Raw genomic sequence first — 22,437 nt, forward strand, 5'->3', positions numbered from 1 at the left:
TCCAATGGCTCAGGTTACCACCACCCTTTCCGGCCTGAAGGACATCGCTGCCGCTCCGGCCGCCGCCTCCGCCGAAGTGGTCGCCCCGAAGCTGGACGCCCAGGGCCGCGCCTACGCCACCGGCAAGCGCAAGGACGCCGTCGCCCGCGTGTGGATCAAGCCGGGCTCCGGCAAGATCGTCATCAACGGCCGCGACCAAGAAGTTTACTTCGCCCGCCCGGTGCTGCGCATGATGATCGCCCAGCCCTTCGGCATCACCGACCGCGCCGACCAGTTCGACGTGATGGTCACGGTGGCCGGCGGTGGTCTGTCCGGCCAAGCCGGTGCGGTCCGTCACGGCATCTCCAAGGCGCTGACCTACTTCGAGCCGGCGCTCCGTCCGCCGCTGAAGGCCGCCGGTTTCCTGACCCGCGACGCCCGCGTCGTCGAGCGTAAGAAGTACGGCAAGGCCAAGGCCCGCCGCAGCTTCCAGTTCTCGAAGCGCTAAAGCCTACCGCGGACCCGCGTTACTGCTGTACAAGCGAGGGGCGTCCCGACGGGGCGCCCCTTTCTTGTTTCAATTCTGTTTCACGTCTCTCCACCGTTCCGTGCCCATCCCCGTGCGTCAAAAGGAACAGCGTCCATGGCCAACAGCACTTCCCCCATCCGCGTCGGCATTCTTGGCGCGTCCGGTTACACCGGCGCCGAGCTGGTGCGCATGCTTCTGCGCCATCCCGGCGTGGAGATCTGCGCGCTGACGGCCGAGCGACAGGCGGGGAAGCCGATGGCGGAGGTGTTCCCGCATCTGGGCCAGTTCAACCTGCCCGGCCTCGTGAAGATCGAGGAGGTCGCCTGGGACAAGCTGGACGCCGTCTTCTGCGCCCTGCCGCACGGCACCACGCAGGAGGTCATCGCCGGCCTGCCGCGCCACATCAAGGTGGTGGACCTGTCCGCCGACTTCCGCCTGTCCGACCCCGCCGAATACGCCACCTGGTACGGGCATGAGCACCGCGCCGTGGAGCTTCAGAAGGAGGTCGCCTACGGGCTGACCGAGTTCAACCGGCAGGGCGTGCGCAAGGCGCGCGTGGTCGCCAACCCCGGCTGCTACCCCACCTGCTCGCTGCTGCCGCTGCTGCCGCTGCTGATGGACGAGATGATCGAGCCGGGCGGCATCGTGATCGACGCCAAGTCGGGCGTGTCCGGCGCCGGGCGCGACGCCAAGCAGCAGAACCTCTTCACCGAGGTGTCGGAGGGCTTCAACGCCTACGGCGTCGGCCACCACCGCCACATGCCGGAGATCGAGCAGGAGCTGCGGCTGGCCGCCGGGCGCCCGGTGACCGTCAGCTTCACGCCGCACCTCGTCCCGATGAACCGCGGCATGATGGCGACGATCTACGTCCGCATGGCCGACGGGGTCACCGCCGACGATCTGCGCGCCACGCTGACCGCGCGCTACGAATCGGAGCCCTTCGTGAACGTCACGGCGGCGGGCATCGCCCCGGCGACCCGCCACGTCCGCGCGTCCAACCAGGCGTTGATCGGCGTCTTCCCTGACCGCACCCCGCGCGGCGCCATCATCGTGTCGGTCATCGACAATCTGGTGAAGGGCGCCTCCGGGCAGGCCATCCAGAACATGAACGTCATGTTCGGCTTGGGCGAGACGACCGGCCTGGAGCAGGCCCCGCTGTTCCCGTGACCGAGGAAGGAACCCCCGCGATGTCCGGCCTGATCCTGCCCTTCCAGGGCACTCATCCGAAGATCGACCCGAGCGTCTATGTGGCTCCCACCGCCTCGGTCATCGGCGACGTCGAGATCGGGCCGGGCAGCAGCGTCTGGTTCGGCTGCACCATCCGTGGTGACGTGAACGAGATCCGCATCGGCGCCCGCACCAACATCCAGGACGGCACCGTCGTCCATGTCGCGTCGGCGGGGCAGGGGACCTACATCGGCGACGACGTGTCGATCGGCCACATGGCCCTGCTGCACGCCTGCACGCTGGAGGACGGTTGCTTCATCGGCATGCAGGCTTGCGTGATGGATGGCGCCCACGTCGAGTCGGGGGCGATGGTGGCTGCGGGGGCTCTGGTGACCCCTGGGAAGCGTGTTGCCGCGGGGCAACTTTGGGCCGGAAGTCCCGCGAGACCTGTGCGTGCACTAACGGAAAAGGACCTTTCCTTCTTCCCGGTAAACGTCCGGAACTACGTGCGGCTTGCCCAAATCTACAGAGAGGGCTAATACCTCTTTAGTGCTTCGCAGCACTGTGGCATACTAGCAACAGTGACACCGGAACGAAACGTGTAGGACTTCCGGAGGGTATGTTTGAACGTGGACAAACCCCACATGTTTCGCGTTTTGTCACGTTACATGCACGCGATATGTCCTATCGTTTGTGCGATTCGTCCTCCGCGAACCAAGCGGTAGGGAGTGTGTCTCTAAGGGAGTGGAGAAATGAACAGCTTCTTCCGCGCTACCATGGCCGTCGTGCCGGCCGCCGTCGTCGCTTTCGGCCTGACCGCCGGGGCTCAGGCCCAGAGCGCCGACACCGCCGAGTGGTGCAACCCGGTCATCGGCTGGAACAACACCCCGGTCCGCACGGCGGATGGCGGCTACGCCACCCACCAGGGCAGCTACAAGTGCCCGCCGGCCGCCGCTCCGGCGGTTGCTCCGGCTCCGGCCGCCCGCGCCCAGACCGAATACCTGGTCTTCTTCGACTGGGATAAGGCCAACGTCACCCCGGCCGCCGATCGCGTGATCGGCGACGCGGCCGCCGCCATCGGCAAGGGCGCCAACGCCCGCGTCCATGTCGTCGGCCACACCGACACCTCGGGTTCGCCGGCCTACAACCAGCGTCTGTCGGTGCGTCGCGCCGAGGCGGTGAAGCAGGCTCTCGTCTCCAAGGGCATCGGCGCCGGCGCCATCACCACCGAGGGCAAGGGCGAGAGCCAGCTCCTGGTGCAGACCGGCCCGAACGTCCGCGAGCCGTCCAACCGTCGTGCGCAGATCCTGCCGCGCGGTGCGAACGCCCCGTCGTCGTAAGGCGTAGGTTCCCTTTCGGGACACGAGCCCCGGACCTTGGTCCGGGGCTTTTGCCTGATGAAGGAAGTCGCCGGATAACGGAAAAGGCCCCGGACAATCGTCCGGGGCCTTTTCTTATGGGTCATCTCTTGTGGTCCGCCGTACCGACGGCTCCGGGCATCCGAAGGGCGGCGGACCGCCCTCCGGAGTTGGGACATCAGACGATGCGCACCTTGGCGTAGGAACCGGGGGCGTCCTCCAAAGCGGGCAGGCCGCCTTTTTCCGGATCGCGCGCCGGGACTTTGCCTTCGGAGAAGGTGGAGACCCAGTTGTTCCACTCCGGCCACCAGGAGCCGGGGGTCTGCTCCGACGAGGCCAGCCAGTCGTCCGAGGCCTTCGGCAGCTTGGCGTTGGTCCAGTAGCAGTATTTGCCGGCGGCGGGCGGGTTCACCACGCCGGCGATGTGGCCCGAGGCCGCCAGCACGAACTTCACCGGGCCGGAGAAGAGGTGGGCGCCCATGTAGGTGGACTTCCACGGCGCGATGTGGTCCTCGCGGGCCGACAGGAAGAAGGACGGGGTCTTCACGTTGCGCAGGTCGATCGGCACGCCGCCCAGCGACACCGCACCCGGCTGCGCCAGAAGGTTCTTCTGGTACATGTTGCGCAGGTAAAAGCTGTGCATCGCCGCCGGCATGCGGGTCGAATCGCTGTTCCAGTAGAGCAGGTCGAACGGGAACGGGTCCTTGCCGAGCAGGTAGTTGTTCACCACGAACGACCAGATCAGGTCGTTGGCGCGCAGCATGTTGAAGGTGGTCGCCATCTTCGAGCCGTCCAGGTAGCCCTGCTGGGCCATCTGGCTCTCGATCATGGTGAGCTGCTCCTCGTCGATGAAGACCGACAGTTCGCCGGCTTCCGTGAAGTCCAGCATGGTGGTGAAGAAGGTGGCCGACTTGATGCGGTCGTCCTTCTTGGCGGCCATGTAGGACAGCGTCGAGGCCAGCAGCGTGCCGCCCAGGCAGTAGCCGATGGCGTTCACGTCCTTCTCGCCGGTCACCTTCTCGATGGCGTCGAGAGCGGCCAGAACGCCTTCGAACATGTAGTCTTCGAAGCCCTTCTGGGCCAGCTTCTCGTCCGGGTTCACCCAGGACAGGACGAAGACGCTGTGGCCCTGGTCCACCGCCCACTTGATGAAGCTGTTCTTCTCGCGCAGATCGAGGATGTAGTACTTGTTGATCCAGGGCGGCACGATCATCAGCGGCCGCTTGTTCACCTCCGGGGTGGTCGGGGTGTACTGGATGAGCTGCATCAGATCGGTCTGGAAGACGACCTTGCCCGGGGTCACGGCGATGTTCTTGCCGACCTGGAAGGCGTCGTAGTCGGTCATGGAGATGCGCAGCTCGCCCTTGCCGCGCTCCAGGTCCTTCAGCAGGTGCTCAAGGCCCTTGACGAGGTTCTCGCCGCCCGTCTCGATGGTCGTGCGCAGCACCTCCGGGTTCGTCATGACGAAGTTGGAGGGCGCCATCGCGTCGACGAACTGGCGGGTGTAGAAGTCGACCTTCTTGGCCGTGTGGTCGTCCAGCCCATCGACCTCGCTGACCGTCGACTGCATCCACCGGGCCGACAGCAGGTAGGACTGCTTGATGAAGTCGAAGAGGGTGTTCTCGTCCCAGGCCGAATCCTTGAAGCGGCGGTCGTCCTTCGCCGGGGCGATGACCGGCTGGGCCTCCTGGCCGAAGAAGCGCTGGGTGGTGCGCTGCCACAGGGTCAGGTAGTCCTGCCACAGCGTCATCTGCGCCTTCATCAGCTTGGCCGGGTCGGCCATCATGCGCGTGGTCATTTCCAGGAACGCATGGCCGACGCCCATCGGGTCGGGGTTCTTCGCGCCGACGCCGTCCGAGGCCTGACGGGACAGGAAGTCGGTGACCAGCCGCTGGCTCTGCTCGGCGATGCGGGTCATCGCCCGCGACATCTCCACCGGGTCGGGAAGCTTGACGTCAGGGGCCTGGTTTTCGGCCATTGGTGCGGTCCTTCTTCTTTAGGCGAGTTTAGGCTTCAGGAGGGACGTTGTGCGGTTTATACAGTGCCTGCCGGAAGTCTGTTCGGTCGGAGTGCGTTCCGGTCCTGGCATCCCGGACAGCTTATGCCATGTCCGTTCGAGCCGGGGTCCGTCATACACCTCTCGTATGAAGATTTCATTTCGCCCACCACCGTTCAAGCGGCCGGATGGGTTCGGATGTGGGGTTCGCAGAATGGAAACGGGTATCCGACGCGGCGTGGTGGCGAAGGCGGGCCGGTTGAGCCCAGCGTTGTCCGTCCTGGTTGTCTTGGGGCTCTCCGCCTGCAGCGACCGCGTGCTCGACACCGGGCTGCTCGGCGCCGTGACCGGCCGCGACGTGCCCAGCCAGGAGTCGCCGGTGCGCGGCATGTCCGGCGAGAACCGGGAATACCCCAATCTCGGCACCGTTCCGCCGCGCCCGACCGACCTGCGGACCGAAGCGCAGCGCCAGGAGGACCTGGACCGTCTGGCCCAGGACCGCGAGGCCGCCAGGAACATGCTGCCGACCCCCATGGACGCTCCCCCGCCGCCGGACATCACGCCTGGACAGCCAAGCGCCGGGAAGCCCGCCTCCGGGAAACCCAATTGAGGGCAGGGGTGTAGCAAAAGGCTGACGCTGCCAGTAATCCGTAAGTATACCTATGCGGAGCGTCCTTCGGCCTCTGATGGCGTTCCTTTGAAGGAAAGGGACGCACCGGTTTTCGTCCGGTCGATGCGCAGTTCCGATGGCGGTGGCGCGGACCACGGAGCACCCATTGCTGCTGCCAAGGCGAAAAAACTACGTCTTGCAGCGGCGGGTCCGCAACAGATTTTCATGCTGCGACTATTTGGCGCGTCGGCTTCGCTTCAGCTCGGTCGAAATTCACGTTGGGCGGATCGATGCCGTGCAAATCGGCGCCGCGCGGCCATGGCACCGCGGCATGACCGCCCTGCGCCGTCCGCGGTTGCTGGAAATCATAAGGCGCCCTTACAATAAGGGATGCTTGATGAATCCCCCTTCGGAATGATCCTGATCGACTGCGCGCGGCTTCTGCGCGCGCGGTTCGACCGTGCCCTGGACGACGCGCGGCTCGGCCTCACGGCGGGGGAGGCGCGGGCGCTGGTTTATGTCTGCCGCCACCCCGGCTCGCGCCAGTCGGTGTTGGCGACCCACATGTGGGTGGAGCCGATGACCCTGGTCGGCTTCCTCGACCGGCTGGAGGCGCGCGGGCTGGTGGTCCGAGAGCCGGACCCGGCGGACCGCCGCGCCAAGATCGTTCAGCCGACCCCGCAGGCCGAGCCGCTGGCGCTCCAAGTCCTGGAGGCCTTCCGTACCGAGCGCGAGTCGGCCATGGCCGATCTTTCGGCGGAGGAGATCGTCCTGCTCAAGGACATGCTGGACCGCCTGCGCAATCGGATGATCGCGGACGACCGCGGCGGGGCCGGCCAATGAGCCGCGCCTCCGCGCAAACCGACGCGCCCGCCATGACGGAGACGCGGACCGCCGTCATCGGGACGCTGATCGTCACGCTGGGGCCGCTCAGCCTCGCGCTTTACACGCCGGCCCTGCCGATGCTGGTGGAGGCGTTCCAGACCACACCGGCGGCGCTGAAGCTGACGCTCACCGTCTATTTCTTCGGCTTCGCCTTTTCCCAGCTCGCCTGCGGGCCGCTGTCCGACGCCTACGGGCGGCGGCCGGTCGCTCTGGCCTTCTTCGTCACCTACGTCCTGGGCAGCGTGGTGGCGGCCCTGTCGGGCAGCATCGAATGGCTGCTCGTCGGGCGGGCCCTGCAGGGCATCGGGGCGGCGGCGGGCATCGCCATTTCCCGGGCCATCGTGCGCGACCAGTTCACCGGCCAGCGGTCGGCGCGCATCCTGAATCTGATCGGGTTGATGCTGGCCGTGGTGCCGGCGGTGGCGCCGACGCTGGGCGGGGTGATCCTGGGCACGGTGGGCTGGCACGCCATCTTCATGGTGATGACGCTCTACGGCCTCGCCGTGCTGACGGTCTTCGCGCTGGGCACGGCGGAGACCAACCGGACGCGCGACCGCTCGGCGGCGCGGCCCGGCCCGGTGATCCGCAACTATCGGACCCTGCTGACCGACCGGCGCTTCATGCGGGCGGGGCTGGTTCTGGGCCTGACGCTGGGCGGCCTCTACACCATGGCGGCGCTGCTGCCCTTCGTGATGATCGAGCGGGTGGGGCTGAGCCCGACCGTCTTCGGCTTCGCCATGCTGCTGCAGACCGGTTCCTACACTCTGGGGGCGACCCTGGCCGGGCGGCTGCTGCGCCGGGTGGACGCGATGCGGCTGATCCCCTACGGGCTGGCCTGCGTGGCCGTGGGCGGGCTCGGCTTCGCCCTGGCGCCCCTGACCGGCGAACCGACCGTGGCGAGCGTGATGGGGCCGACCGCCGTCTGGGCCTTCGGCATTGCCCTGGTCATGCCCGGCGCCACCAGCGACGCGCTGGCCGGGTTTCCCCGCATGGCCGGGGCGGCCTCGGCGCTGATCGGTTTCATGCAGATCGGCGGCGGGCTGGCCGGCACGGCGGTGGCCGCGCTGTTCGCCGATCCCTACACGGCGACGACGGCCATCATGCCGGGCTTCGCCCTGCTGGCGCTGCTGTCCTACGCGCTGCTGCGCGTGACGGCGCCCCGGCGCTCCCATCCGGCGAAGCCGGCTAAGCCCGAGGATCTGGAGGTCGCCGTGGACCCCGTCGCCCTGGTCGGTGCCGGCGGCGAGGAAATCGAGGAAGCGCTGCACCAGCGTCGGACATCCGGCCGCAAGGGAGGCTGAAGACAGGCTTCGGCGTCCGGGATGCCTCGGGCAGCGCAGGAATGCGGCCGGACGCGAATTTTACCTCGCTTCTGAAGATGCGGGGCGGTAGATAAGTGGTCCCGGTCCGCAAATATGGGTTCGTGGCGTGGCCGGACAAGGCTTCGGAGCGTCCATGAGCGATTCAGAATTCCACCGGATCAAGCGGCTTCCGCCCTACGTCTTCGCCGAAGTGAACGCCATGAAGGCGCGAGCCCGAGCTGCCGGCGAGGACATCATCGACCTCGGCATGGGCAACCCGGACCAGCCGACGCCCCAGCACATCGTCGACAAGCTGATCGAGGCCGTGCGCGATCCCAAGACGCACCGCTACTCGAACTCCCGCGGCATCCCCGGCCTGCGCAAGGCGCACGCGGCTTATTACAAGCGCCGCTTCAACGTGGACGTCGATCCGGAGTCGGAGTGCATCGTCACCATCGGGTCGAAGGAAGGGCTGGCCAACCTCGCCCAGGCGATCACCAGCCCCGGCGACATCATCCTGGTGCCGAACCCCAGCTACCCGATCCATCCCTTCGGCTTCATCCTGGCCGGCGCCTCGGTGCGCCATCTGCCGGTGGGGCAGGCCAACGGCACCTCCACCGACATCGACAGCTTCATGAACATGCTGGAGCGCGCCGTGCGCCACAGCGTGCCGAAGCCGCTGGCGCTGGTGCTGAACTACCCGTCCAACCCGACGGCGGAGGTGGTCGGCCTCGACTTCTACCGCCCGATCGTCGAGTTCTGCCGCAAGCACGGCATCTACATCCTGTCGGATCTGGCCTACGCCGAGGTCTTCTTCGACGGTGACCCGCCGCCCTCGATCCTGGAGATCCCGGAGGCGCGCGAGGTGGCCGTCGAGTTCACCTCGATGTCGAAGACCTACTCGATGGCCGGCTGGCGCATCGGCTTCGCCACCGGCAACAAGAAGCTGATCACCGCGTTGGCCCGCATCAAGTCGTACCTGGACTACGGCGCCTTCACGCCGATCCAGGTCGCCGCGACCGCCGCGCTGAACGGCCCGCAGGAGTGCGTGGAGCAGGTGCGCACCATGTACCGCCAGCGCCGCGACGTGATGATCGAGGGTCTGGCCGCCGCCGGCTGGACGGTGCCGAGCCCCTCGGCCTCGATGTTCGCCTGGGCGCCGATCCCGGAACCCTTCGCCCATCTCGGTTCGCTGGAATTCTCCAAGCTGCTGCTGCAGGAGGCCAAGGTGGCAGTGGCGCCGGGCATCGGCTTCGGCGAGTACGGCGACGGCCATGTCCGTCTGGCGCTGGTGGAGAACGTCCACCGCATCCGTCAGGCGACCCGCAACATCAAGGAGTTCTTCCGCTCCAACGCCGCCGGTGCGGCGGCGAGCAAGGACCCGGCGGCGCGCGCCGCTCTCCTCGACCCGGAGAAAGCGAAAGTCTGATGTCCGACTCCCACAAAACAGGCCCCCTGAAAATCGCCGTCGCGGGCCTGGGCACGGTCGGCGCGGGCGTTCTGAAGCTGCTGGAGCGGCAGGCCGACCTGATCGAGCAGCGCTGCGGCCGCCGCATCGAGGTGGTCGCGGTCAGCGCCCGCTCGCGCGGCAAGGACCGCGGCGTCGACCTGTCGACGGCCGAATGGTACGACGATCCGGTGGCGCTCGCCGCCCATCCCGGCGTGGATGTGGTGGTCGAGCTGATCGGCGGGTCCGAGGGGCCGGCGAAGGAGACCGTCGAGCTGGCGCTGGAGCGGGGGCGCCACGTCGTCACCGCCAACAAGGCGCTGCTCGCCCACCACGGCACCGCGCTCGCGGCCAAGGCGGAGGCCGCCGGCCTCGCCATCGGCTTCGAGGCGGCGGTGGCCGGCGGCATCCCGATCATCAAGGGGCTGCGCGAAGGGCTGGCGGGCAACCGGGTGTCGGAGGTGCACGGCATCCTCAACGGCACCTGCAACTACATCCTGACCGAGATGCGCACCACCGGCCGCGATTTCGCGGACGTGCTGGCCGACGCGCAGAAGCTGGGCTACGCGGAAGCCGACCCGAGCTTCGACATCGACGGCGTGGACGCGGCGCACAAGCTGGCGATCCTGACCTCGGTGGCCTTCGGCACGCCGGTGGACTTCAAGAGCGTCCATGTCGAGGGCATCCGCCACGTCTCGGCGGTGGACTTCGACTACGCCGACGCGCTCGGCTACCGGATCAAGCTGCTGGGCATCGCCCGGCGCACCGACCGCGGCATCGAGCAGCGCGTGCACCCCTGCATGGTGCCGAAGGCGGCGCCCATCGCGGCGGTGGACGGCGTGTTCAACGCCGTGATCGCCCAAGGCGACTTCGTGGACCGCGTGCTGTTCGTCGGCCGCGGCGCCGGCGAGGGGCCGACGGCCTCGGCCGTGGTCGCCGACCTGATCGACATCGCCCGCGGGCGCTCCACCCCAACCTTCGGCGTGCCGGCGGCCCAGCTTTCCGAGGCGCAGCCGTCGCCGATGGAGGCGCGCCGGGGGTCGTACTACGTACGCCTGATGGTCGTGGACCGTCCCGGCGTGATAGCGGATGTTGCGGCGGCCATGCGCGACCAGAACGTCTCCATGGAGCAGTTCCTGCAGCGCGGGCGCGCCCCCGGCGAAGCGGTGCCGGTGGTCCTGACCACCCACGACACCGACGAGGCGGCCATGCAGCGCGCGCTTGCGACCATCGCCGCCAAGGAGTCGGTGGTCGAGCCGCCGCGCATGATCCGCATCGAACAGTTTTGACCGAACCATAGAAGAACCGAGCATCGATTCGGGGGAGAACAACCATGTCCGTTCATGTCGACCTGTCCGGTATGGACCGGAACCTGGCTCTGGAAGCCGTCCGCGTCACCGAGGCCGCCGCGCTGTCCGCGTCGCTGCTGATGGGCCGCGGTGACGAGAAGCTTGCCGACCAGGCCGCGGTCGACGCCATGCGCCAGGCGCTCAACACCCTCTACATCGACGGCACCGTCGTGATCGGCGAGGGCGAGCGCGACGAGGCGCCCATGCTTTACATTGGCGAGAAGGTCGGCGCCGGCATCGGCCGCGGGCCGAAGGTGGACATCGCGCTCGACCCGCTGGAAGGCACCACCATCTGCGCCACCGGCGGTCCGAACTCGCTGGCCGTCATCGCCATGGCGGACGAGGGCGGCTTCCTGAACGCCCCCGACGTCTACATGGACAAGATCGCCGTCGGCTCCGGCCTGCCGGAAGGCGTGGTCGATCTCGACGAGACCCCGGCCAACAACCTCAAGGCGCTGGCCAAGGCCAAGGGCACCGAGGTGCAGGAACTGCTGGTCTGCATCCTGAACCGGCCGCGCCACGCCGAGCTGATCGCCCGCGTCCGCGAGGCCGGTGCGCGCATCATGCTGATCAACGACGGCGACGTGTCGGGCGTGATCGCCACCAGCCAGGCCGGCACCGGCGTCGACATGTATGTCGGCTCCGGCGGCGCGCCGGAAGGCGTTCTGGCCGCGGCGGCGCTGCGCTGCATCGGCGGCCAGTTCCAGGGCCGTCTGCTGTTCCGCAACGACGATGAGAAGGCCCGCGCCGCCCGCTGGGGCGTCAAGGACCTGAACAAGAAGTATAGCCTGACCGAGCTGGCCAGCGGCAACGTCATGTTCGCCGCGACCGGCGTGACCGACGGCGCCATGCTGCGCGGCGTCCGCCGTTTCCCCGGCGGTGCCACCACCCACTCGGTGATCATGCGTTCCAAGTCGGGCACCGTGCGCTACGTCGAGGCGCACCACAACCTGCAGCGCAAGCCCAGCATGGCGTAAGGCTGCTTTCCCCTGTTCCTTCTCCCCTCCGGGGAGAAGGTCAGGATGAGGGGGCGGCCGAAGGCCGGAAACGCAGGCTCATCGCAGTGCGTGGACGCCCTCCGGGCGCCCCCTCACCCAACCCTCTCCCCAGGGGGGGGCGAGGGCTTTTAACCCTTCCGCCGCCGTCCCTCGGCGTCGGCGGCCTTCATGGCGGCCAGGACGCGCTGCGGGGTGATCTCGTGCGGCTCGTTGTGGATGGTCTCGCCCTCGGCGCAGGCCCGCTCCGCCGCCAGCAGGAGCCGCTCGTCCGACACGCCGGCAAGGCCGATCTCGGCCAGCGTCGTCGGCAGCCCGACCGCCTTGCAGAAGCCGTAGACCTCGTCCAGCACCGCCGGCGGCCGGTCGGTCAGGATCAGCAGCGTCAGCGTGCCGAAGGCGACCTTCTCGCCGTGCCAGTAATGGTGCGTTTCCTCCAGCGCGGTCAGGCCGTTGTGGACGGCGTGCGCCGCCGCCAGCCCGCCGCTCTCGAAGCCCAGCCCGCTGAGCAGCGTGTTGGCCTCCACGATGCGCTCCAGCGCCGGGGTGACCACGCCTTGCTCGCAGGCCGACTTGGCGAGCACGCCATACTCCAGCAGCGTGTCGTAGCACAGCCGGGCCAGCGCGAAGGCGGTCATCGGGCCGACGCGCCCGGTCATGTTGCCGCCGCGCTTGATGCGGCAATCCTCCGCCTCGAACCATGTGGACAGGGCGTCGCCCATGCCGGAGACGAGGAAGCGCACCGGGGCGCTCGCCACCACACCAGTGTCGACCAGCACGAGGTCGGGGTTGCGCGGCAGCACGAGGTAGCGCTTGAACGCCCCCTCCGGCGTGTAGATCACCGACAGCGCGCTGCACGGCGCGTCGGTGGAGGCGAGCGTCGGGACGATGGCGGTGCGCGCGTCCAGCGCGTGGGCGACCGCCTTGGCGGTGTCGAGCGCCTTGCCGCCGCCGATGCCAGCCACGACGTCCGCCCCCATGTCGCGGGCGAGGGCGGTCAGCCGCTCGATCTCCTCGTCGGAGCACTCGCCGCGGAATTCCTGGATGTCCAGTTCGACGCGCCCGGCGGCGGCGTCGATCAGCCGACCCTTCAGCGTCTTCAGGACGAAGCCGTCGGTGACGGCCATAACTGTCTTGCCCAGCCGGGTCAGATCCTCGCCCAGACTGTCGAGGGCGCCGTTGCCCTGGACGTAGCGGGCCGGAAAGATCGCGGTGGTGATCATGATTCCCTCCTCCGCGTGGTGATGACCGCAGTGGAGCAGGACGCCTCTCCACCCGCAATGACCTGCCTCAAGTTGCGGTGCGGCAAGGCCGCCTGCCACCTTTGCGTACAGGCGCGGCGACGACGGGCCAACCAGGGAGCCCCATCCGCTGGCCCGCTTGTCCCCCATCTGCTATGGCTTCGGCCTTCCCGATCCGTGGCATTCTGGGCAGCATGACCGACACCGTTCCTCCCTTCTTGAACGTCGCCCATTCCCTGTCCGGCAAGCGCTGGCAGGCGCGGCCCTACGACGAGCGGCTGGCCTGGGGGCTGGCGCAGGGGCGGGGTCTGCCGGAGATCGTCGGGCGGGTGCTCGCCGCCCGCGGGGTGACCGAGGAGGCGTGCGACGGCTTCCTGAATCCGACGCTGAAGGCGCTGCTTCCCGATCCCTCCCGTTTCAAGGACATGGACATAGCGGCGGAGCGCATCGCCCGCGCCGTCATGGACGGCGAGCCAGTGGCCGTCTTCGGCGACTACGACGTGGACGGCGCCACCTCCTCCGCGCTGCTGCGGCGCTTCTTCCGGGCGGTGGGGGCCGACCTGCGGATCTATGTGCCCGACCGCCTAAAGGAAGGCTACGGCCCCAACGGCCCGGCGCTGCTGCGGCTGAAGGCCGAGGGCGTGCGGCTGGTGGTGACGGTGGACTGCGGAATCTCCGCCTTCGCGGCGCTGGAGGCGGCGGCGGAGGCCGGGCTGGAGGTGGTGGTCCTCGACCATCACGCGGCGGAACCGCGCCTGCCGCCCGCCGTCGCCCTGGTCAACCCGAACCGGCTGGACGAGGACGGCGCCTATCGCACGCTGTGCGCGGCGGGGGTGACCTTCCTGGCCGTGGTGGCGGTGAACCGCGCGCTGCGCGGCGCCGGATTCTACGCGGGCCGCAACGAGCCGAACCTCATGGAGTGGCTGGACCTCGTGGCGCTGGGCACGGTGTGCGACGTGGTGCCGCTGACCGGGCTGAACCGGGCGCTGGTGGCGCAGGGGCTGAAGGTGATGGCGCGGCGCGCCAACCCCGGCCTGTCCGCCCTGTCCGACGTCGCCGGGGTGAAGGAGAAGCCGGACGCCTACCACGCCGGCTTCGTGCTCGGCCCGCGGGTCAACGCGGGCGGGCGGGTCGGCGCCTCGGATCTTGGGGCGCGGCTGCTCTCCACCGACGACCCGATGGAGGCCATGGAACTGGCCCAGAAGCTGGAAGCCCACAACGCCGAGCGCCGCGCGGTGGAGCAGGGCGTGCTGGCCGACGCCATGGCCCGGCTGGAGGAGCACGCCGAGGAACTGGCCGAGCTGGTCTTCGTGGCGGGGGAGGGCTGGCACCCCGGCGTGATCGGCATCGTCGCGAGCCGCCTGAAGGAGCGCTACAGCCGCCCCGCCTGCGTCATCGCGCTGGAGGAGGGGGCGGACGGCACGGTGATCGGCAAGGCCTCGGGCCGTTCGGTGCGCGGGGTCGATCTCGGGGCGGCGGTGATCGCGGCGCGGCAGGAAGGGCTGCTGATGGCCGGCGGCGGGCACCGCATGGCGGCGGGCTTCACCGTGGCGGGCGACAAGCTGGCCGACCTGCAGGCCTTCCTGACCGGCCGCGTCGCCGAAGAGGTCGCCGCGGCCCCTCTGGTGCCGACGCTGGAGCTGGACGGCGCGCTGTCGGTGGGGGCTGCGAACGCCGCATTGGTGGACCGGTTGAACCAGCTCGGCCCCTTCGGCACCGGCAACGCGGAGCCGCGCTTCGCCGTCACCGACGCCCGCGTGGTGCGGGCGGACGTGGTCGGGGCGAATCATGTGCGCTGCATCCTGCAGGGCGGCGACGGTGCCCGGCTGAAGGCCATCGCCTTCCGCGCCCTGGACAGCGAGATGGGAAAAGCCCTGCTGATGGGCCGCGGATCGCCCTTCCATATCGCCGGTGTCCTGAGAATCGACCGCTGGAACGGGGCGGAGGGAGTCCAGCTCCTGATCGACGACGCAGCACCCTCCAAAACCATGTGAATGCAAACAAATTCGGTGTGGAGACGGTGCATGGGGGCATGCGCGAACGGGGTGGAAAGGAGTTGGAAAAAACGCTTGCGCTCGGCCCGCCATCCCATTAGTAATCCCGCCACGCCAACGACGTCCCCATCGTCTAGAGGCCTAGGACACCGCCCTTTCACGGCGGCGACAGGGGTTCGAATCCCCTTGGGGACGCCACCTTCTCACAGGCTGGCACCGGTTTCGAAAGCTCAGCCCGCGGCCGAGCTTTTGTCGTTTCAGGCGTCATTTGTCCGGCGCCTTCGCCGGTCTGGCAGGCGACCCGTTCGCCGTGACGTGGTCGCTGGCTTCTCCCACCCACCGAAATAGCGCCAAGGGGCGGTTTCCAGGGGCGATTCCGTGGACTAACGTTCCTCACGCCCTTTGACGGGGCCAAGGGAACGGGAGACATCCATGACCATTCCGACGACACGCCTTCCTTCGGGAACCGCCGTTCCGGTGCTCGGCCAGGGTACCTGGTACATGGGCGAGGACGGCCGCGACCGCGCGCGGGAGGTGGCGGCGCTCCGCCTCGGCCTCGACCTCGGCATGACGCTGATCGACACGGCGGAGATGTACGCCGACGGCGGGGCGGAGGAGGTGGTCGGCGAGGCCATCGCCGGGCGCCGTGACGAGGTGTTCCTGGTCAGCAAGGTGCTGCCGATGAACGCCAGCCGCCGCGGCACCGTCGCGGCCTGCGAACGCAGCCTGAAGCGCCTGCGCACCGACCGCATCGACCTCTATCTTCTGCACTGGCGCGGCAGCCACGACTTCTCCGAGACGATCGCGGCCTTCGAAACGCTGATGCGCGACGGCAAGATCGGCCAGTGGGGCGTCAGCAACCTGGATCTCCAGGACATGGAGGACTTGGTCGGCACGCCGGGCGGGGAGGGGGTGCAGACCAACCAGCTCCTCTACAACCTGACCCGCCGCGGCATCGAGTACGACCTGCAGCCCTGGTGCCGCGGGCGGGGCATTCCGATCATGGCCTATTCGCCGATCGAGCAGGGGCGGATGCTGCGCCATCCGGAGCTTCACCGCGTCGCCGACCGACACGGCGCGACCCCGGCCCAGGTGGGGTTGGCGTGGCTGCTGCGCCAGGATGGGGTGATCGCCATTCCCAAGGCGTCGGACCCCGCCCATGTCCGCGACAACCGGGCCGCCGCCGATCTGCGGCTCGACGAGCAGGACCTCGCGGACCTCGACCGGGCCTTCCCACCGCCCCGCGAGCCGCGCCCGCTGGAGATGCTGTAGCGCGGCGAAGCGCCGCGCTTGCGGTGGCGGACTCGATTTCTCTGGCCGAACGGCCTATGTATGCTGCATTGCGGAATCAGGCGTGCCTTGAGTCCGCGTGTGGCTCATCCGGGAATCGAAGCATGCTCGCCATCGTTCTTCTGTCCATGCTGCTGTCGGGCTTCGCCATCGTCGTGGCGCGGATTCTGACCGCCGAGGTCGCCACCGCCGGCATGCCGGTCCGCGATCCCTGGTCGCCCCGGCATCTCCGCCGGGTGAAGAAGGCGCGCAAGGCGCAGGAGGAGATCGAGGGCGGCCCGTCCTGGGCGTCGTTCCCGCGCGGGCTCTGATCTTTTTTCCCAAGAATCTTTTCCTCAAAAGCAAATCGGGCCGGGAAATTTCCCGGCCCGATTGCGTTCGGGTGCTGATGGTGCGGCCGGTGCCTTACTGGGCCGGCTCCGCCGCCAGCTTCGAGGCCGGCAGGCTCTCGGTGATCTGGCGGGCGCGCATCGGCTTCAGGACGAAGATCGCCAGCAGGGCGGCGATGCCGTTCACCGCTGCGGCGAAGAAGAACACCGCCTGCCAGCTGCCGGTCGAGGCGACCGCCACGTTGGCAAAGGGAACGACCAGCGACGCGGTGCCCTTGGCAGTGTACAGCAGGCCGGCGTTGGTGGTGGCGAACTTCGAGCCGAAGGAGTCGCCGCACAGCGCCGGGAACAGGCTGTAGATCTCACCCCAGGCGAAGAACACCAGACCCGTCAGGATCACGAAGGCAACGGGGTTGTGGCCCCACTGGTTCAGCGCCAGGATGCCGACGCACTCCAGGGCGAAGGCGATGAACATCGTGTTCTCGCGGCCGATGTGGTCCGACACCCAGCCGAAGAAGGGGCGGGTGACGCCGTTCAGGACGCGGTCGATCGACAGGGCGAAGGTCAGCGCCGGCAGGGTCAGGCCCATGATGCTGACGGGAACGCCGTCCAGGTGGAAGTCCTTGGCGATCGGGCCGAGCTGCGCGGTCGCCATCAGGCCGCCCGCCGCCACCATCACGAACATGGCGTACATGACCCAGAAGACCGGGGTCTTCAGCATCTGGACCGGGGTGTAGCTCTCGCGGGTCTGCGACACCGACGAGCGGGAGACCTCCGGAACCTGCCCCTTCTTCGGCGCCGCCAGGAACCACGCCAGCGCGAGGATCACCGCGCCCTGGCCGATGCCGAAGGTCAGGAAGGTGGCTTGATAGCCCGAGGAGTGGATCATGTTGGCGATCGGCACGACCGTGAGGGCCGAGCCGGCGCCGAAACCGGCAGCGGTCAGGCCGGCGGCGAGGCCGCGGCGGTCGGGGAACCACTTCAGCGCGTTGCCCACGCAGGTGCCATAGACGCCGCCGGCACCGATGCCGCCCAGCGCCGCGCCGAGATAGAGCATGGCGAGCGAGTCGGCCACCGAGTTGACCGCCCAGGCCACGGCGCAGAGCACGCCGCCGATCAGGACGACGATGCGCGGGCCGAACTTGTCGACGAACCAGCCTTCGACGGGAACCAGCCAGGTTTCCATGACGACGAAGATGGTGAAGGCCACCTGGATGGCCGCACGGCCCCAGCCATGCTTCTGATCGATGGGCTCGACGAACAGAGTCCAGCCATACTGCAGGTTCGCGATCATCGACATGCAGATGACGCCGATGACGAGCTGGAACCAGCGGCCACCGAGGGGCCCCTTCGGGGCCTCCGTGAGGGCTTGGTGCATTTCTCTCCTCCTAGAAGCGATCTCTTTGCGAAGCGGTCTTTTGCTTTTTTGAGTCGGGTTGTTTTTGTTTTTTGACTGGAGGCTTCCCCGTGGTGTGCCGGGGTGACTCCATCGTCTTGGCTTGCCCGTGGAACCGGCCGCTTGGTGTGGGCGGCTTAAGCTCCCGGAATGAGCGTTTTTGGCATTAGAGATATGGTATGCCAGATACAGTTTTCGGCGCAAGCTGTTTGTCAGCGTAACAAACAGACTTGGCATGCAGGGCCGGTCTACCACCTTCGGCAGCGTTGGCGGCCGTTGTCCGGCCAGGGGCTCTGACGCCTGGAAGGTGGTGGCGCTGACGGTTCGTTAGCAAAGCGATTTGGTGCGACTTGGTATATGGTATACATATGAGGTGAGGGCGCGTCGACTCGGGACGGCATGCCGCTTCGGCGCCGTCGTGCGATCGACCAGCTTCAAATCGTCGATACAGGGGAGGAGAGGACTCGATGACCACCGCCATTTTCACCCACCCGGACTTCCTGGCGCACGATACCGGCCCGGGGCACCCGGAGCGTCCGGAGCGAATCGCCGTGGTGTGGGAGGTTCTGGACCGCGACGAGTTCCGCGATCTGCAGCGCTTCGAGGCCCCGGAAGCGGAGGTCGAGCAGCTGCGCTGGGTGCACGACCCGGCCTATGTGGACGCTGTGCTGAACGCGGTCCCGGACAGCGGCCATGTCCGGCTGGACGCCGACACCGTGCTGTCCCCCACCTCGCGCTCGGCGATCCTGCGGGCCGCCGGCGCGGTCTGCGCGGCAGTGGACGCCGTGCTGGACGGGACGGCGACGAATGCCTTCTGCGCCGTCCGTCCCTGCGGTCACCACGCGGAGCCCGCCCGCGCCATGGGCTTCTGCGTCTTCAACAATGTGGCGGTCGGTGCCGAGCACGCCCGCAAGCGGCGCGGCCTGACCCGTGTGGCCGTGGTCGACTACGACGTGCACCACGGCAACGGCACCCAGGCGATGTTCTGGGACGACGCCGACCTGTTCTTCGCCTCGACCCACCAGTCGCCGCTCTATCCCGGCACCGGCTCGATGAGCGAGACCGGGGTCGCCGACAACATCGTCAACGCGCCGCTGCCGCCCCACTCCGGGACGGTGGAGTTCCGTCAGGCCATGGAGCGGCGCATCCTCCCCGCGCTGGAGGAGTTTCAGCCGGAGTTGATCCTGATCTCCGCCGGATTCGATGCCCACGCCCGCGACCCGCTGGCGTCGCTGAACTTCACCGGCCCGGACTTCGAATGGGCGACCCGCAAGCTGGTGGAGGCGGCGGACCGGTTGTGCGGCGGTCGCGTCGTGACGGTGCTGGAGGGTGGCTACGACGCCATCGGCTTGGCGGAAGGCTGCGCGGCCCACCTTCAAGCCTTGATGCGTGGCTGATCGGGCTGCCATGGCGTAGCTCCCTCATCAATTGGGAGGTCTTTTCGAAGGTCTTCGTGCGGGTGCATCATGCGAGCAGTTGCTTCCCGCACGGATTATCTGGTATACCAAATACCAGAGAGACGAACAGAGTCCCTCGAACACACAAAAAAACGGGAGTTACGCACGATGGACCAGCGGATCGCCGAACAGAACGCTGCTCAGAACGCTTCGGGCCAGCCCACCATCGAGATCACTCTGGCGAGGACCGACGCCGACATCGCCGACAGCTACGCGGTGGTGAAGGAACTGCGCACCCACATGACCGACCCCGACGCCTACGCCGCCCAGATCCGCCGCCAGATGGAGGACGGCTACAACATGGCCCTCCTGCGCATCGACGGCGAAGTGGCCGGCTGCGGCGGCTTCCGCGTTCACGAGACGCTGTCGCGCGGCCGCTATATGTATGTTGAGGACCTCGTCACCTCGCCGAAGCACCGCTCCTTCGGTCTGGGCGACAAACTGTTCGATTGGCTGGCCGCCCAGGCCCGCGAAAAGGGCTGCGCTCAGATGGAAATCATCTCCGGCGTCCAACGCGGCGACGCACACCGCTTCTATCACCGCAAGCGCATGACGGTTAAGGCGTTCCAACTCGTCCTTCCGCTCACCTGATCCCGCACACCTGATCCCGCACACCGGATGGACCCGCGAACCGGGCGTCCGGACGGGCCGGGCGTCCGGTTTTCCATGCTCGAACTTTCGTTGGAAAACCCAGGATTCTCGCCCGATTCCGGATCATGCCCCTCCCTCGACAGGGTCTATTTTGCCAGTTGACATCTGGTATCTGGTATACCAAACTCTGTATTTGTTCGGTGTGCTGATTGATTGGGGTTACTGCAAAGGCTGCGCAGCGCGTGGCCGATAATTGGGGGAGAGGAAACGGGTTATGAAGATCTGCATCTTTGGGTCCGGGGCCATCGGCGGGTATCTGGGTGTGCGTCTCCACCAGGCCGGCGCGGATGTCAGCCTCGTGGCGCGCGGCGCCCACCTCACGGCCATGCGTGAGAACGGGGTGAAGCTGATCGTCGGAGAGGAAGAAACGGTCGTCCACCCCCGCTGCACCGACAACGCGGCGGAACTCGGCCCGCAGGACTACGTCATCATCGGTCTGAAGGCCCACTCCGTTCCCAGCGTCGTCGATGCCATCCAGCCGCTGCTCGGCAAGGACACCGCCGTGGTCACCGCGGTCAACGGCATCCCCTACTGGTACTTCTATAAGAATGGCGGCGAGTTCGAAGGCCGCGTGCTCGACACCGTCGATCCGGGCGGCATCCAGTGGAACGGCCTGAGCCCGGAGCGCGCCATCGGCTGCGTCGTCTACCCCGCCACCGAAGTCGTCGAACCCGGTGTCATTCAGCACATCTACGGCGACAAGTTCTCGCTGGGCGAGCCGGACGGCAGCCAGTCCGACCGCGTGAAGAAGCTCAGCGCGGCCATGGAGGCCGGCGGCCTGCGCGCCCCGGTGCTCGACCGCATCCGCGACGAGATCTGGCTGAAGCTGTGGGGCAACCTCTGCTTCAACCCGATCAGCGCGCTCACCCACGCCACGCTGGACGTCATCTGCTCCGATCCGGAGACCCGCGCCGTCGCCAAGTCGATGATGCTGGAGGCCAAGGAGATCGGCGACCGTCTGGGCGTGCATTTCCGCGTGGATGTGGAGCGCCGCATCAACGGCGCCGGCGCCGTCGGCGCGCACAAGACCTCAATGCTCCAGGACCTGGAGCGCGGCCGTCCGATGGAGATCGACGCCCTGCTGTCGGTGGTCCAGGAAATGGGTCGCATGGTCGGCGTGGCGACCCCGACCATCGACGTGGTCCTGGCGCTCGTCCGCCAGCGCGGCGAGATCGCCGACTGCTACACCCGCCCGCAGCGGGCATCGTCCGAGGCCGCCCCCGCGGTCGCCGCCCAGTAGGGCGGACACCGTCCGGCCCCGCACACAGAAACCAACGCCCCCAACGACGAAGCGAAGCAACGCCGAGGGGCCGGACAATCGCTTCACAGGAGGAGCGTTATGAGGGTTGAAGACATTCTCCGCCGGAAGGGGACGCGCATCGGCACGGTGCGCATCAACGAAACCGTGGAAACGGCGTTGCGTCTTCTGAAGGCCGAAAACACCGGCGCGCTGGTGGTCAAGGACGTCTGCCGGACCGAGGGCAACACGGTCGTCGGGGTGATTTCCGAACGCGACATCGTGCGCAGCCTGACCGACCGCGGGCCGGGCATCCTGTCCCTGCCGGTCACGGCGGTGATGAGCCATCATCCCGTCTGCTGCACGCCGGGCGATTCCGTCCGCCACGTGCTCCAGCTGATGGACGAGCACACCATTCGTCACATCCCCGTTCTGGACGGCGCCTCGCTGGTCGGCGTGGTCAGCGTACGCGATCTCATCAAGGCGCAGCTCGACGCCGCCCCGCCGGACGCCGGGGCGGGCGAGGTCGTCAGCTATCCCGTCGCCGCGGCCCAGTGACGAACGGCGGCGCCTTGGGCAGTGCCTGGGGCAGCCTTCCCGTGACGGCGGCAGTGGTCCGGAGGCGGTCACCCGCATCCATCCCGGGTGACCGTTCCGCCGCCCTGCGGGCCTGACGCCGGACACCGCCACGCCGCTGGCCGGCACCGACATCATTCGAGAATTTGACCGGCGGGCCGCCCGCCGAGGCCGCCCGCCGTCGAGGCCGGAGCGCTGACGCCTCGTCCTGCCGATTGCTTTGGGAGGCAATCAACAACCATGAAAATCGCCATACCCAGGGAACGGCGCGTGGGCGAGAATCGCGTCGCGGCGTCTCCGGAAACCGTCAAGAAGATCAAGGCTCTCGGTCTCGACGTCGTGGTCGAGACCGGCGCCGGTCTGGGCTCGAACCTGCCGGACCGGGTCTATCAGGACGCCGGCGCGGAGATCGCGCCGGACGCCGCCTCGGCGCTGGCCGACGCCGACATCGTGCTGAAGGTGCAGCGCCCGCTGCTGGCCGGGGAAGGGGACCTCGACGAACTGGCGCTGATCAAGCGCGGCGCGCTGCTGTTCGCCATCCTCAACCCCTACAACAGCCGCGACCACGTGGCGGCCTACGCCGCGGCCGGGGTGAACGCCTTCGCCATGGAGTTCATGCCGCGCATCACCCGCGCCCAGGTCATGGACGT

The 22,437-nt window shown here is 68.0% G+C and carries 21 protein-coding genes and 1 tRNA gene; 19 read left to right on the plus strand and 3 right to left on the minus strand.

Going from position 1 to position 22,437, the window contains the following annotated elements; genetic code table 11:
• Positions 1–4 precede the first annotated feature (4 nt).
• The 4 genes from rpsI to AC1DVI_RS26635 all read left to right on the plus strand — a co-directional run bounded on the left by rpsI (position 5) and on the right by AC1DVI_RS26635 (position 3,015).
• Positions 5–487 carry a 30S ribosomal protein S9 gene (rpsI, locus tag AC1DVI_RS26620; protein ID WP_014240248.1) on the plus strand — a complete coding sequence of 161 codons (483 nt, stop codon included), beginning with the start codon at positions 5–7 and terminating at the stop codon, positions 485–487.
• Between the two features lie 135 nt (positions 488–622).
• Positions 623–1,675 carry an N-acetyl-gamma-glutamyl-phosphate reductase gene (argC, locus tag AC1DVI_RS26625; protein WP_145678145.1) on the plus strand — a complete coding sequence of 351 codons (1,053 nt, stop codon included), beginning with the start codon at positions 623–625 and terminating at the stop codon, positions 1,673–1,675.
• Positions 1,676–1,695: 20 nt separating this feature from the next.
• Entirely contained in the window at positions 1,696–2,214 is a 519-nt protein-coding gene (locus AC1DVI_RS26630) for a gamma carbonic anhydrase family protein (RefSeq protein WP_149167610.1), read from the plus strand.
• Between the two features lie 213 nt (positions 2,215–2,427).
• Entirely contained in the window at positions 2,428–3,015 is a 588-nt protein-coding gene (locus AC1DVI_RS26635; protein WP_149167609.1) for an OmpA family protein, read from the plus strand.
• Positions 3,016–3,211: 196 nt separating this feature from the next.
• Here AC1DVI_RS26635 and AC1DVI_RS26640 read toward each other — a convergent pair whose 3' ends face one another.
• A complete protein-coding gene (locus tag AC1DVI_RS26640) occupies positions 3,212–5,011 on the minus strand; it encodes a PHA/PHB synthase family protein (protein WP_476960544.1) in 1,800 nt (599 codons plus the stop codon).
• Positions 5,012–5,243: 232 nt separating this feature from the next.
• On the opposite strand from AC1DVI_RS26640, the gene AC1DVI_RS26645 reads away from it, so the two are divergent.
• From AC1DVI_RS26645 to glpX, 6 genes are all read left to right on the plus strand, one after another.
• Positions 5,244–5,639: a hypothetical protein gene (locus AC1DVI_RS26645; protein WP_476960545.1), complete on the plus strand. Its 396-nt coding sequence runs from the start codon at positions 5,244–5,246 to the stop codon at positions 5,637–5,639.
• Between the two features lie 390 nt (positions 5,640–6,029).
• Positions 6,030–6,482: a MarR family winged helix-turn-helix transcriptional regulator gene (locus AC1DVI_RS26650; protein WP_247890161.1), complete on the plus strand. Its 453-nt coding sequence runs from the start codon at positions 6,030–6,032 to the stop codon at positions 6,480–6,482.
• Positions 6,479–7,825 carry a multidrug effflux MFS transporter gene (locus AC1DVI_RS26655; RefSeq protein WP_476960546.1) on the plus strand — a complete coding sequence of 449 codons (1,347 nt, stop codon included), beginning with the start codon at positions 6,479–6,481 and terminating at the stop codon, positions 7,823–7,825. Before AC1DVI_RS26650 ends, AC1DVI_RS26655 begins: the two co-directional genes overlap by 4 nt.
• Before the next feature lie 154 nt (positions 7,826–7,979).
• The gene (locus tag AC1DVI_RS26660; protein ID WP_145625863.1) at positions 7,980–9,254 is read left to right on the plus strand and encodes an LL-diaminopimelate aminotransferase; all 1,275 of its coding nucleotides are present in this window, start codon (positions 7,980–7,982) and stop codon (positions 9,252–9,254) included.
• A complete protein-coding gene (locus AC1DVI_RS26665) occupies positions 9,254–10,561 on the plus strand; it encodes a homoserine dehydrogenase (RefSeq protein WP_476960547.1) in 1,308 nt (435 codons plus the stop codon). Before AC1DVI_RS26660 ends, AC1DVI_RS26665 begins: the two co-directional genes overlap by 1 nt.
• A 44-nt stretch (positions 10,562–10,605) precedes the next feature.
• Positions 10,606–11,598, plus strand: coding sequence for a class II fructose-bisphosphatase (glpX, locus tag AC1DVI_RS26670; RefSeq protein ID WP_014240259.1), 993 nt, complete (start codon positions 10,606–10,608; stop codon positions 11,596–11,598).
• 149 nt (positions 11,599–11,747) lie between these two features.
• Here the strand turns inward: glpX and AC1DVI_RS26675 are convergent, their stop codons facing one another.
• Positions 11,748–12,839 (minus strand): glycerol dehydrogenase, encoded by a 1,092-nt coding sequence (locus AC1DVI_RS26675; protein WP_476960548.1) that lies wholly within the window; start codon positions 12,837–12,839, stop codon positions 11,748–11,750.
• 212 nt (positions 12,840–13,051) lie between these two features.
• Between AC1DVI_RS26675 and recJ the strand changes: the two genes are divergently transcribed.
• The 4 genes from recJ to AC1DVI_RS26695 all read left to right on the plus strand — a co-directional run bounded on the left by recJ (position 13,052) and on the right by AC1DVI_RS26695 (position 16,452).
• Positions 13,052–14,851 (plus strand): single-stranded-DNA-specific exonuclease RecJ, encoded by a 1,800-nt coding sequence (gene recJ, locus AC1DVI_RS26680; RefSeq protein ID WP_476960549.1) that lies wholly within the window; start codon positions 13,052–13,054, stop codon positions 14,849–14,851.
• Positions 14,852–14,973: 122 nt separating this feature from the next.
• A tRNA-Glu gene (locus tag AC1DVI_RS26685) sits at positions 14,974–15,049 on the plus strand.
• 234 nt (positions 15,050–15,283) lie between these two features.
• Complete coding sequence (locus AC1DVI_RS26690; RefSeq protein ID WP_476960550.1) at positions 15,284–16,123, plus strand: aldo/keto reductase; 840 nt, start codon at positions 15,284–15,286, stop codon at positions 16,121–16,123.
• Between the two features lie 122 nt (positions 16,124–16,245).
• Complete coding sequence (locus AC1DVI_RS26695) at positions 16,246–16,452, plus strand: hypothetical protein (RefSeq protein WP_114859934.1); 207 nt, start codon at positions 16,246–16,248, stop codon at positions 16,450–16,452.
• Positions 16,453–16,546: 94 nt separating this feature from the next.
• Here AC1DVI_RS26695 and oxlT read toward each other — a convergent pair whose 3' ends face one another.
• Entirely contained in the window at positions 16,547–17,848 is a 1,302-nt protein-coding gene (oxlT, locus tag AC1DVI_RS26700; protein ID WP_476960551.1) for an oxalate/formate MFS antiporter, read from the minus strand.
• Positions 17,849–18,333: 485 nt separating this feature from the next.
• On the opposite strand from oxlT, the gene AC1DVI_RS26705 reads away from it, so the two are divergent.
• The 5 genes from AC1DVI_RS26705 to AC1DVI_RS26725 all read left to right on the plus strand — a co-directional run.
• Entirely contained in the window at positions 18,334–19,263 is a 930-nt protein-coding gene (locus tag AC1DVI_RS26705) for a histone deacetylase family protein (RefSeq protein ID WP_476960552.1), read from the plus strand.
• A gap of 168 nt (positions 19,264–19,431) precedes the next feature.
• Positions 19,432–19,914, plus strand: coding sequence for a GNAT family N-acetyltransferase (locus tag AC1DVI_RS26710; protein WP_476960553.1), 483 nt, complete (start codon positions 19,432–19,434; stop codon positions 19,912–19,914).
• A gap of 274 nt (positions 19,915–20,188) precedes the next feature.
• Positions 20,189–21,214, plus strand: a complete 1,026-nt coding sequence (locus AC1DVI_RS26715) for a 2-dehydropantoate 2-reductase (protein WP_476960554.1) — start codon at positions 20,189–20,191, stop codon at positions 21,212–21,214.
• Positions 21,215–21,313: 99 nt separating this feature from the next.
• Positions 21,314–21,769 (plus strand): CBS domain-containing protein, encoded by a 456-nt coding sequence (locus AC1DVI_RS26720; RefSeq protein ID WP_149167596.1) that lies wholly within the window; start codon positions 21,314–21,316, stop codon positions 21,767–21,769.
• Positions 21,770–22,027: 258 nt separating this feature from the next.
• The coding region (locus AC1DVI_RS26725; protein ID WP_476960555.1) for a Rossmann-fold NAD(P)-binding domain-containing protein at positions 22,028–22,437 on the plus strand (410 nt) is incomplete at its 3' end.

It is taken from the genome of Azospirillum sp. P4_B5 (genome assembly GCF_056402275.1).

What these genes read in the sequence shown, in the direction of transcription:
- rpsI (WP_014240248.1), top strand. Translation starts at nt 5, where the DNA reads ATGGCTCAGGTTACCACCACCCTTTCCGGCCTGAAGGACATCGCTGCC.
- argC (WP_145678145.1), top strand. Translation starts at nt 623, where the DNA reads ATGGCCAACAGCACTTCCCCCATCCGCGTCGGCATTCTTGGCGCGTCC.
- AC1DVI_RS26630 (WP_149167610.1), top strand. Translation starts at nt 1,696, where the DNA reads ATGTCCGGCCTGATCCTGCCCTTCCAGGGCACTCATCCGAAGATCGAC.
- AC1DVI_RS26635 (WP_149167609.1), top strand. Translation starts at nt 2,428, where the DNA reads ATGAACAGCTTCTTCCGCGCTACCATGGCCGTCGTGCCGGCCGCCGTC.
- AC1DVI_RS26640 (WP_476960544.1), bottom strand. Translation starts at nt 5,011, where the DNA reads ATGGCCGAAAACCAGGCCCCTGACGTCAAGCTTCCCGACCCGGTGGAG.
- AC1DVI_RS26645 (WP_476960545.1), top strand. Translation starts at nt 5,244, where the DNA reads ATGGAAACGGGTATCCGACGCGGCGTGGTGGCGAAGGCGGGCCGGTTG.
- AC1DVI_RS26650 (WP_247890161.1), top strand. Translation starts at nt 6,030, where the DNA reads ATGCTTGATGAATCCCCCTTCGGAATGATCCTGATCGACTGCGCGCGG.
- AC1DVI_RS26655 (WP_476960546.1), top strand. Translation starts at nt 6,479, where the DNA reads ATGAGCCGCGCCTCCGCGCAAACCGACGCGCCCGCCATGACGGAGACG.
- AC1DVI_RS26660 (WP_145625863.1), top strand. Translation starts at nt 7,980, where the DNA reads ATGAGCGATTCAGAATTCCACCGGATCAAGCGGCTTCCGCCCTACGTC.
- AC1DVI_RS26665 (WP_476960547.1), top strand. Translation starts at nt 9,254, where the DNA reads ATGTCCGACTCCCACAAAACAGGCCCCCTGAAAATCGCCGTCGCGGGC.
- glpX (WP_014240259.1), top strand. Translation starts at nt 10,606, where the DNA reads ATGTCCGTTCATGTCGACCTGTCCGGTATGGACCGGAACCTGGCTCTG.
- AC1DVI_RS26675 (WP_476960548.1), bottom strand. Translation starts at nt 12,839, where the DNA reads ATGATCACCACCGCGATCTTTCCGGCCCGCTACGTCCAGGGCAACGGC.
- recJ (WP_476960549.1), top strand. Translation starts at nt 13,052, where the DNA reads ATGACCGACACCGTTCCTCCCTTCTTGAACGTCGCCCATTCCCTGTCC.
- AC1DVI_RS26690 (WP_476960550.1), top strand. Translation starts at nt 15,284, where the DNA reads ATGACCATTCCGACGACACGCCTTCCTTCGGGAACCGCCGTTCCGGTG.
- AC1DVI_RS26695 (WP_114859934.1), top strand. Translation starts at nt 16,246, where the DNA reads ATGCTCGCCATCGTTCTTCTGTCCATGCTGCTGTCGGGCTTCGCCATC.
- oxlT (WP_476960551.1), bottom strand. Translation starts at nt 17,848, where the DNA reads ATGCACCAAGCCCTCACGGAGGCCCCGAAGGGGCCCCTCGGTGGCCGC.
- AC1DVI_RS26705 (WP_476960552.1), top strand. Translation starts at nt 18,334, where the DNA reads ATGACCACCGCCATTTTCACCCACCCGGACTTCCTGGCGCACGATACC.
- AC1DVI_RS26710 (WP_476960553.1), top strand. Translation starts at nt 19,432, where the DNA reads ATGGACCAGCGGATCGCCGAACAGAACGCTGCTCAGAACGCTTCGGGC.
- AC1DVI_RS26715 (WP_476960554.1), top strand. Translation starts at nt 20,189, where the DNA reads ATGAAGATCTGCATCTTTGGGTCCGGGGCCATCGGCGGGTATCTGGGT.
- AC1DVI_RS26720 (WP_149167596.1), top strand. Translation starts at nt 21,314, where the DNA reads ATGAGGGTTGAAGACATTCTCCGCCGGAAGGGGACGCGCATCGGCACG.